The sequence below is a fragment of the Enterobacter sp. 22466 genome (assembly GCF_052044775.1).
Classification (GTDB): Bacteria; Pseudomonadota; Gammaproteobacteria; order Enterobacterales; family Enterobacteriaceae; genus Enterobacter; species Enterobacter dissolvens.
The window spans coordinates 128706-138434 of the sequence record NZ_JBQENX010000005.1 but is presented as its reverse complement, the minus strand read 5'-3'; the positions used below and the strand labels follow the sequence as shown (position 1 = coordinate 138434).

Below are 9729 nucleotides of genomic sequence, written 5' to 3'. Positions count from 1 at the left end.
CGCTTGTACTCGGGCAGATCGCCGGTATCGTTCAGCGCTCCCGGAAATTGTCGCAGCGAAAGACATAGTGCTGGGCGGCGCGGCCAGAACGCAGCAGACGACAGGAAAGAACAGCTGCAGCGGTGGTAGCGCGTGCCATCCTGGGCGGTGCGGTTGCGGCGCTTCAGGGAAACAGTGCAGCAGCGGGTGCGGCCGGAGCGGCGACCGGTGAGCTTGCGGCGAAGGCGATAGCGGGTATGCTGTACCCTGACGTCAAAGATTTATCGACGCTGAGTGAAGAGCAGAAGCAGACGGTCAGTGCGCTGGCAACGATATCAGCCGGGATGGCTGGCGGGCTTGCTGGAGACAGTACGGGTTCTGCGACTGCGGGTGCGCAGGGCGGGAAGAATGCGGCGGAGAATAACTCGCTGGCACTGGTTGCCAGAGGTTGCGCGGTTGCTGCACCCTGCCGGACGAAGGTCGCAGAGCAGTTGTTGGAAATCGGGGTCAAAGCCGGTATTACTGGCGCCGTGGCGAAAACACTTGCCGACAAACTGACCGCTGATGAACTGGATCATCTTGTTACCCTGGAAATGATGGGCAATGATGAGATCACCAGTAAGTATCTAAATTCGTTGCAGAATAAGTACGGTTCCGGGAGTGCTTCGAATCCGAATATTGGCAAAGATCTGACGGATGGCGAGAAGGCAGAACTGGGCGGTGCGGGTTCTGGCTCGCCGGGAGGCTGGGAGCCGCAGGATGAGGAGAATGCGCGGAACAATGAAGCCCATAGTTCAACGAATGGGAAGAATTTAAATTCTGAATTAGTCGGTAAAGAAATTGCGGGAGGGCATGCTTTTGAGAAACATGTCCTTCAGCAAGGGGAGTTTACTGGCTTGGGTATAAGAACAAGGCCTCAGTTTGCACAACACATTGAAAATGTTATTAAGAATCCTACATCTACCAAAGAGTTGAGTAATGGTCGTTCGGCTTATTGGGATCAATCTACAGGTACTGTTGTAATTCGTAATCCAAAAGCATCTGATGGCGGAACGGCTTTTAGACCGGTAAACGGTAGGGCATACTTTGATAATTTGAGGTGATGAATGGACGTAATATCTGTTGCAGGTAAACAAGCTCAATTAACTATTGGTGAGAATGAGCTATTAATCCTGAATTCAGCTTTGAATGAGATTTGTAATGGTATCTCTGTTCCTGAGTTTGGAACCAGAATAGGGGCTTCTAAAGAAGAAGTCTGTACATTACTTAATGAAATAGGCCGTATTTTAGACAATATGATCGCTTAAAAAGGATCCCGGCCACCGGGCCGGGATCCTTTTATCTGTCAGCCAACCGGCTCGATCACTAGTATTCCTTGTTCCATGCTGACCAGTGCGCTGGCAACGATATCAGCCGGGATGGCTGGCGGGCTTGCTGGAGACAGTACGGGTTCGGCGGTGACCGGGGGGGCAGGCAGGGAAGAATGCGGCTGAGAATAACTCGCTGGCTGGAGATAAGGCCCGTGAAGCGGCTAAGCATGCTGCTGAATCCCTGAAAAATCAGGTCAGGGAAAAGATGGGTGAAGGTACAGCCTCCTCCATCGCAAACGGCATAATCAATGCTCTTGCTGATACCGGCGATGCGGCTTTGGGTTCAGCGGACTATGCTGCTGATGCGGCAATGGCGCTGGCGTCGTGTGCTGTTGGTGACAGTTATTGCAGTAAAGCCATGAGCGACCTGGCCGGGAAGAATCAGGCGGTGGCGGGCAGTGTTAGCGCTCTGATGCAAGGTGAAACCTGGTCAACTGTTGCGGATACGGTTAAACAGGCGGCGGGAGGAAATCAGGCGGCGCTTGAAGCCACTGGCGGGTTACTGGCAGGTATTATGTTGCCGGGTAAGAAATTGCCGAATGCAACATCTTTAGAAACAGCATTAAAAGCTTCAGTTGTTGACAAAATTCTTAACGCAGACCGAGTTGGCAGTGGGTTAAAACCAGATCCTACTCATAGAGGTGCCAGTTACCTCAGCCGTGAACAGTTGATGGATGGCGAGGTTTTCACTATCAAAGGTGGTGATGGTATAGAAAGAAAATTGCTTCAAGCTGAAGGCTCATTTAATGATAAGAAAGGAATATTCGAATATATTTATGATGATAAAGGACATATAACGCACCAAAGATTTATCGAGGGTGGTAGTATCACTGGTGTTCCTAATCAAAAGCAATCGAAGGTAAAATGAGATGAGTATATATCCAATACCATTTGAGTTTATTGAAGGTAAAGTCAAGTTATCTTGGTGTGATATTAAATGGGCTTATGAGCATAATCTTATAAAAGCATATGTTCCTGTAAAAGAAGCAGAAAAAAAAGTGCTGGCGGGGAATTACGCTGATGCTGAGCTTAACTTATCATTTCTTTCACCGGAACAAAAAGAGGATATAATGTCTTGTTTGAATGTAATTTGTTCAAAAGTAGAGGGGGAGGATGAATCAATAATTAAGCGGAAATGGTTGTTTATAACTCTTGGTTGGCTTTGGGATAACAGAAGAAGCTTTTCAGAACCATTGGGAGAAGTTGAGAATGTCTATTCGGATTTTGGCTATCCAGTCGAAATGGAATCATTCATTAAATATATGCCGCCTTCTGATGGATATGATCCATCTATTCATACTTACGAGGAAAACATTGAAAGATTAATGTGTAACTGGGAGTTTTATTTGAAAAAAGAATCCGCTATATTTAAATGTTAAATATGTGGTGATTAAGATGAAGGAGTTGAGGTTAATAAGGATGGGATGTATTAAGATTCACTTTGTTGTTGCTTTGATATTTATAATTACTGCCTGCACACCCGGGCCTGTTGGTACAAAACGTTACCAGCCCTATACTGGTGTCGATTCAGCAATAATATATACACAAGTTAATGAACGTCATCGGGGATTAGTTTTTTTACAACGTTTTGAGAAAAATGGTGACTGTTTTGAAGAGGCTGATATGATATATATCAGCAATAACTTCATGGATGGAGGATTACATCATTTTATGGAAAGTCGTATTCAAGCTAATAAATATTGGTCGCTCTACGTACTGGATAATTCAAGCGGAAGGCAAATATTAAGGAGAACAGCATTCATTCCTGAAGCTGGAAAGCGTTATGTTGGCATTGATTATCAAGGAGTAGTTGAAATTCCACAAGAATTAAAAATTTCTAGCGAAGATAATTTAGATGAGATTTATACTAAATATAAAAATAAACAAGCTATGGCATGGAACTTGCGCAGCGGACAATGTAAAACTTGGATCGGTAAACTAATGGAACCATTAATTTCTAGCAGGAATTAAGAGGGCAAGTATTTCAGGTTAGGCTAGTCAATCTTCTTACATATAATTTGCCCAGTGATGCTATAGGGTCTTTAACAATGTTGGCTAAAAGTGGATATTGGGGTGCAAAACCGCGAATCGGTCGTTGGTTCCGATAGAGTTGGGGTGTCTAATATCTAGCGATGGTGCTGCATAGGTAAGTTCTGATGGATCGAGAATTTACCGCCCACCTTCATCTAAACCAAATAGTCCCCATGCCACGACGGGTGTTCAGGCCAATTTTGAACAAAAACTGACGCCAACGGGAAGATCTATTAGCAATGGACATCTGGATATAACTAAATGAATATTGAATTGAAAGGGATGAGATCGCTGGAACTGGAAGATAGTTTAATAAATTACTGGCCAACCGAGCCTGTCAACTTTGGTTGTTGGGTCAGAGCAATGATCGGACCTAATGATCAAGACGGTGCTGAAGCTTTTGATATGTTGGTATGTACTCCAATTTGGCTTCAAAACGAGCTAGCATCAAATAAGGTTTTGTCTGGTAAAGGAATGATCATTGTCGAAGAATATGATTATGATGAGATCCTTTCTTACGTAGAGAAAAAGGTCATTGCCTGCAATGATAGCGATTGGTCAAAAGCAGCCATCAAATTAAGTCGATTCAGCTTCTGGGAATATGAAGATTATCAGCCTTAAATAGTCGAGCTCCCGGCCATCGGGCCGAGAGCGTTCTGTCAGGCTTTACTCGAAGTTCCCGTATCTGCGCTGGATCACTGACAGATTGTCGACCTTAACGGCCGTGGATATTTCAGGAAGCGGTAAACGCCGAATTAGGCCTGAACTAAGTACGAAAGAGCGGTAAGCGTCAGCAAGCAGAAGGATATTCTCCTTCATTATTTTATCTCAAGGAAAGAAAATGAAAGTAACAACATTCACAGTAACTACTTTACTATTCGTTGTAGCGCTAACGGGTTGTGCCAGCAAAATAAAGCCTGAAACAGTAACCTCTTCCAATGGTAGTTCAATTGAGATTATGGCTGTGTCAGCACAGGCAGATCTTAACAATAATCGTATCGCAGATAATTCACTACGCGTAGTTACTCCGACTCATAACGCTGTAGGAAAAGGGTTGGCCGTTTTGTCTGTGTTAACCGGAAATATAAAACCCAGCAGTTTTGATAAAGAAAATTATAAAGGGGAAATCATCGAGTCGATCAAAAATCCTACTGATACCTACCTCGCTCAAGGTGCAAAGAAAAGTATCAGTAAGTGGATGGACTCCCAATCCAGCGGTTATGTTTATAAAGAACAACTCAATATTGGCCATGCTACCTGGGCATTGATTTTTAAAGATGCTACAGCAACCACTCTCGTTTATTAGTTGAAATATAAGGTGCTTTTCTATAAAAAACCTGAGGGTGGGAATATGTTTTCCGCGTATACTGTAGCTGAATGTTCCCCCGTTCCTGTGGAAGCGAATCTGTCAGAATGGGAACGTGATAATTATAAGAAGGTGACGATTGAAACCCAAAAATATATGGATGCGTGTATCCTGGAATTAAATAATCAACTCCCGCGCTTGCTGAAGAAATAGCATTTGTATAAAAACAGTCCCGGTTTTAAAACCGGGATGTTATCTGTATGAAAATTCGCTTTTGATAAAAATAATTATGGGAATGGCGAAGTAGCTTCGGAAAATATTTTTGAACAATATCATTGAATGATCCCTACCTCCGTGCTGGAAATTCTATATCAATTGTTACATTTACTCTCATTACACGTTGCGGGGCTTGTTAGCAGTTGTCATTCTGATTACCCCGCCCCTCTATGCCCGGTTTACCATAAAATTCCTAAAATGTGTAATTTGCCAGCGACATCACTTTATCCTGCTCTGGATTGTTCATCTTCCATGTTAAAATACGTAGCAAACAACATTGTTAAAGGACAAACGATGAAAATGAAGCTTTCCCTGTTTTGCGCAAATACAGGTTTAAGTAAAAAGGACTTCCCCTTATGGTCAGATGTTTACGATGCGCTTCATCAGCTCAGGACGAATACGGGAAGCGTTAATATTGTAGATGTTGATAATCAAAAAACGCTCAGCATCCATTCGGATGGTATGCATTTCCTGCTCTCATTAATTGAGGGTAAGGATGATAAAACAAACATACAAAGCATCCAGACTGCTTGTTATGAAAGGAAAGAAAGTTCTGTTCCGCCTGTTTTCCTGAGGCACTCACATGACCTGATAAGTGATTTCGAATTTGTGACTGAGGTTTGCAGATCCTTTTTCATCACAGGACAGGTTTAGCGTTTTGTTGCATTAAAACCCTCCTGTAATATCTGGCATTAAAATTCCCAACCCATTTGTATAAATCATTATGCCTAATGAAAAGTAGGATGTGTTCGCGTATTCCGTATTTTTTCTGAATTATTCTCAAACCAGACAAACCTTGTCCTGATTCAACACGTGGTAGGCTATGGTGTACAGCGTGTAATGGAGCCGTTAATGCCTCAGGAAAGAATAAACACCAATGACAAAAATACTGCTTGTGGATGACCATCCGGCAATCTGCTTTGCGCTCAAGGTGCTGCTGGAAAAGAATCCGGATTTTACCGTGACGACATCCTCCGGCGAGAACCTGCTGGCGCTGTTGCATCGGGAACAGCCGTCGCTGCTGATCCTCGATCTGGAACTCAAAAACGCTGACGGGCTGGATCTTCTCCCGCGCATCAAGCACCACTTCCCTGCGCTTAGGGTGCTGGTTTATACCAACCAGCCTGCGGGGATCTACGCACTGCGTACGCTGAAGGCCGGGGCGAGCGGGTTTATCAATAAAAGCCTGGCGCTGGAGCGCGTCGAGCCGGTTTGCCAACTGCTGCTGGACGGCTATCACTGTTTCCCGGAAGAGACATTCACGAAAATCGTCGAGACTACTGAAATACAACATGATACCCGGGCGCTGCTGGCGAGTTTCTCCGATCGTGAAATCGCGGTGCTGAACTATCTGAAGCAGGGCAAAAGCAACAAGGAGATTGCCGACCGGCTGGCGCTCAGCAACAAAACCATCAGCACCTATAAGGCGCGAATGATGAAAAAAAGCGGCTTTGCGCATTTTGAACAACTTTTCGATCTTATTGACACTTCAGAGCCATAGACGTGAGAGCCGTTACCTTTATCCTGTTTTTTTGTATTGCCTTTACCGTGTGCGCCGCGCAACCGGGGGAATCCCTTCGCCTGCTGGCGCGTAGCCATGAAAAGGTGATCGAGCCGGGACTCAGCGGTAGCGAATGGCGCTGGGTGCGCGAACACCGCAAAATCCGTCTGGCGGTCTGGGAGCCGATGATGCCCCCTTACGACATCACCACCGGGTTGAACGATTACGGTGGTATCAATGCGGATTTCACCGGGCTGGTGGCGGAAAACCTCGGCCTGGAGATCGAGGTGGTGCGTTATCCCACCTATGACGATGCCTTGTCAGCATTGCGGGCAGGCAAGGCGGATTTTATGCCTCAGGCAGGGGGTAGCCAGCAAAAACAGGGGCTGATGCTGAGTGTGCCCTACAGCGACAACATCCCGGTTGAAGTGGTGAATACCGATGCCTCGCCCGATGAGCCGGTGAAACGGATCGCCGTTTCGCCTGTCTACAGCAGCAGCGACGTGCTGGCCCGTTATCCGGGGGCTGTCATTGTGAATTTCTCCTCCACGCGGCATGCGCTGGAGGCGCTGGCGTTTCGCAAAATCGATCTGTTCTTCAGCGATGCGATCACCGCGCGCTATCTGGCGAGTCAGTCAAATTTAAGCAATCTCAGTATTCGTCCGGTGGCGGACACGTTCGAGGCGTCGGGATTCTCGTTCGCTGCGATGCCAAAGATGGCGGTCTGGATCGCGATCCTCAACAAGATGCTGATGGCGCTGCCGGAGAACGCGGGCGTGGAGATCCACCGTCGCTGGAGCGGGGGGATCCCGCTCTCCCTGAGCGAAGAGCCACCGCGTTACACCTCGCTCGAACATAAATGGATCAAAGAACATTCCCGGATCCGCGTCGCGGTGGCGCAGGATAACGCCCCCATTGCCTTTTTCAACGAGCGCGGGCAGCTGCGCGGCATCCTGGCGGACCTGCTCACCGCGCTCCGCCTGCGTACCGGGTTTACCTTTGAAATCCGCCGTTATCCCAGCCAGGCCGCCGCCTTCAGGGCCATAAACCGCGGTGAGGCCGAGCTGATTGCAGGTGTCACGCAGGAGGGGATCTGGCAGGCGGATCTCCTCACTACCCGAACCTGGCTGTATAACTCCTGGGTTATGGTTGGACGCGCGCTGCCGGGCAAGGAGGCACTTCAGCCCCGTGTGGTGAGCCTGCGCGGTGAAGCGCCTGATGGCTGGCTTGGCCGACAAAACAGTGGGCAGACGGCGAAGGTCGATACCTGGTGGCAGGGTTTTAACAGCGTGGTGAAGGATAAAAACGACATGATGGTGGTGCCGCTGATCATTGCCAACGCCCAGCTCACCCGCAAAGAATTTGCCTCACTAAAAATTCTCGCCAGCATCGATGCCGAACCGTTGCGCTTTGCCTTTGGCGCATCGCGGCAGGCCTGGCCGCTGATCACCATTCTGAATAAAGCGCTGATCAACATCCCGCCGGAAGATCTCCACGCCCTGACGCGCGGCAGCAACACGGGCAATGCGCTTGCCTCGGTGTCGACGTCGGCGCTGTCGATAACGTGGTTGGTGACGTTCACCGCCGCCGGTTTGGTCTTGCTGGCGCTGGTGGCAGGGTGGATTTACCGTCGGCGGCGCATCCAGCAGGCGCGCATCCGTAAGCTTATTCAGACGCTGCGTACGGCGAAACATCGCGCAGAGCGAGCCCGTCGGGGAAAAAGCGCTTTTCTGGCGACCATGAGCCATGAAATTCGCACGCCCGTCAGCGCCATTATCGGCATGCTGGAACTGGTGATGAAACGTCCTGACCATGCCCCGCAAAACCCGCAGTCGATACGGGTCGCCTGGGACGCGGCGCAGTCGCTGTTGCTGCTTATCGGGAATATCCTGGATGTGGAGCGTATTGCGTCCGGCCGTCTGGTGCTCCGCCCGGAGCGCGCCTCGCTTCGAAACCTGATTGAAGGAACGGTGTCGCAGTTTGAGGGGCTGGCGGCGCAGAAATCATTGAAGCTGCTGCTGGAAATGGATACCGCCCTGAAGGGGGACGTATTGATCGATGTGATGCGTTTTCGCCAGATCGTCACCAACCTGCTGGGCAACGCCATTAAATTCACCGACCACGGTCAGGTGATGCTGCGCGCGCAGCCGCAATGGCAGGACGTCGAGTTTATGCTGCGGGCGCAGCCGCAATGGCAGGACGGCGAGTTTATGCTGCTGGAGCTGGCAATAGCAGACACCGGCGAGGGGATTGATATCGCGACGCAACAGCGTCTGTTCCAGCCTTTTAGTCAGGGTGAGAGCCGTACCCGGGCGCAGGGCAGCGGGCTGGGGCTCTATATCTGTCGCCAGCTCGCGGACATGATGGAAGGGGATCTCACGCTGAATAGCGTGCAAGGTGAGGGGACGACGGTCACGGTGACGCTCAGGCTGCCCGTTATGGCCGCCCTGCCAGAGAAAGAGGTCGGGCATGCTGTCCCTTCCGGCGAACGGGCTGCGTTGACCATTATGGTGGTAGACGATAATCCGGTCGGACGGATGCTGCTTACCCAGCAGCTTGAGTGGCTGGGGCATGCGGTCACCCAGTACGACAGCCCGAAAATGCTGATCGAGCGCCTGGCAACCCGACAGCCGGACGTGGTGATCACCGACTGCAACATGCCCGAAATGAGCGGCTATGCCCTGTCGCGCATCGTCAATGAACGTTACCCGGATGTCACGGTGTTTGGCATGACGGCGGACGCGCGTGAATCCGTGCGGGATGAGGCGCGGGAAGCGGGCATGCGCGACTGTATCTTCAAGCCGGTCACGCTGGTTGCGCTGGAAAATCTGCTCGCCCCTCTTGCTCCATCCGAAAAATCACCGGATGCGTTACCTTGTTCCATCACGCTACCCCCAGCACTGCTGGACGGTGAGCATCTGGCAACGTTTCTGGATCTGCAGATAAGCGTGCTGGAGGAGACGCTGCGTGATATCGCGCTGTGGCGGAAGGACCCCGGTATACCCTTGAAGGACGCGCTGCACCGTCTGCGGGGCGGCATTCAACTGCTCGGTATGCCGGCGCTGGAAGCGCGCTGTCTGGAGCAGGAACAGGCTGCCGACAGCGGCGGCATCCGTCAGCTTGAGGAGGACATTCTGGTATTGAGGAGCGTATTACAGCGCTGGCGCGAGACGGGACTACAACCGGGCGAGACCGTCCTACAGCAGAATGAGGACGGGCGTACAGCGTAAGCTTCCCCTCCATCGGGGTACGCTTTTAGTCGGGGA

8 protein-coding genes and 2 pseudogenes are annotated in these 9729 nt (G+C 49.8%); all 10 read left to right on the top strand.

Translation table 11 applies throughout. The annotated features are described in order from the left end of the window. Nucleotides 1-110: 110 nt before the first annotated feature. Nucleotides 111-629, top strand: a pseudogene (locus ACTJJI_RS14910) (VENN motif pre-toxin domain-containing protein); the annotation flags it as partial. A gap of 456 nt (nucleotides 630-1085) precedes the next feature. After that, the gene (locus tag ACTJJI_RS14905) at nucleotides 1086-1286 is read left to right on the top strand and encodes a hypothetical protein (protein ID WP_072207571.1); all 201 of its coding nucleotides are present in this window, start codon (nucleotides 1086-1088) and stop codon (nucleotides 1284-1286) included. A gap of 84 nt (nucleotides 1287-1370) precedes the next feature. Continuing rightward, nucleotides 1371-2217 (top strand): annotated as a pseudogene (locus ACTJJI_RS14900) (VENN motif pre-toxin domain-containing protein); the annotation flags it as partial. Nucleotide 2218: 1 nt separating this feature from the next. Then, nucleotides 2219-2728 (top strand): DUF2247 family protein, encoded by a 510-nt coding sequence (locus tag ACTJJI_RS14895; protein WP_440654643.1) that lies wholly within the window; start codon nucleotides 2219-2221, stop codon nucleotides 2726-2728. 16 nt (nucleotides 2729-2744) lie between these two features. Next, on the top strand, nucleotides 2745-3320 hold the full coding sequence (locus ACTJJI_RS14890; protein WP_440654641.1) for a hypothetical protein: 576 nt from the start codon (nucleotides 2745-2747) through the stop codon (nucleotides 3318-3320). A 321-nt stretch (nucleotides 3321-3641) separates the two neighbouring features. Next, complete coding sequence (locus ACTJJI_RS14885) at nucleotides 3642-4001, top strand: immunity 8 family protein (RefSeq protein WP_440654639.1); 360 nt, start codon at nucleotides 3642-3644, stop codon at nucleotides 3999-4001. 220 nt (nucleotides 4002-4221) lie between these two features. Then, a complete protein-coding gene (locus tag ACTJJI_RS14880; RefSeq protein ID WP_440654637.1) occupies nucleotides 4222-4686 on the top strand; it encodes a hypothetical protein in 465 nt (154 codons plus the stop codon). A 570-nt stretch (nucleotides 4687-5256) separates the two neighbouring features. Then, nucleotides 5257-5616: a DUF6911 family protein gene (locus tag ACTJJI_RS14875; protein ID WP_440654635.1), complete on the top strand. Its 360-nt coding sequence runs from the start codon at nucleotides 5257-5259 to the stop codon at nucleotides 5614-5616. A 223-nt stretch (nucleotides 5617-5839) separates the two neighbouring features. Next, nucleotides 5840-6463, top strand: a complete 624-nt coding sequence (locus tag ACTJJI_RS14870) for a response regulator transcription factor (RefSeq protein WP_262787858.1) — start codon at nucleotides 5840-5842, stop codon at nucleotides 6461-6463. Between the two features lie 2 nt (nucleotides 6464-6465). Further along, complete coding sequence (locus ACTJJI_RS14865) at nucleotides 6466-9693, top strand: ATP-binding protein (protein WP_440654633.1); 3228 nt, start codon at nucleotides 6466-6468, stop codon at nucleotides 9691-9693. Nucleotides 9694-9729: the final 36 nt, after the last annotated feature.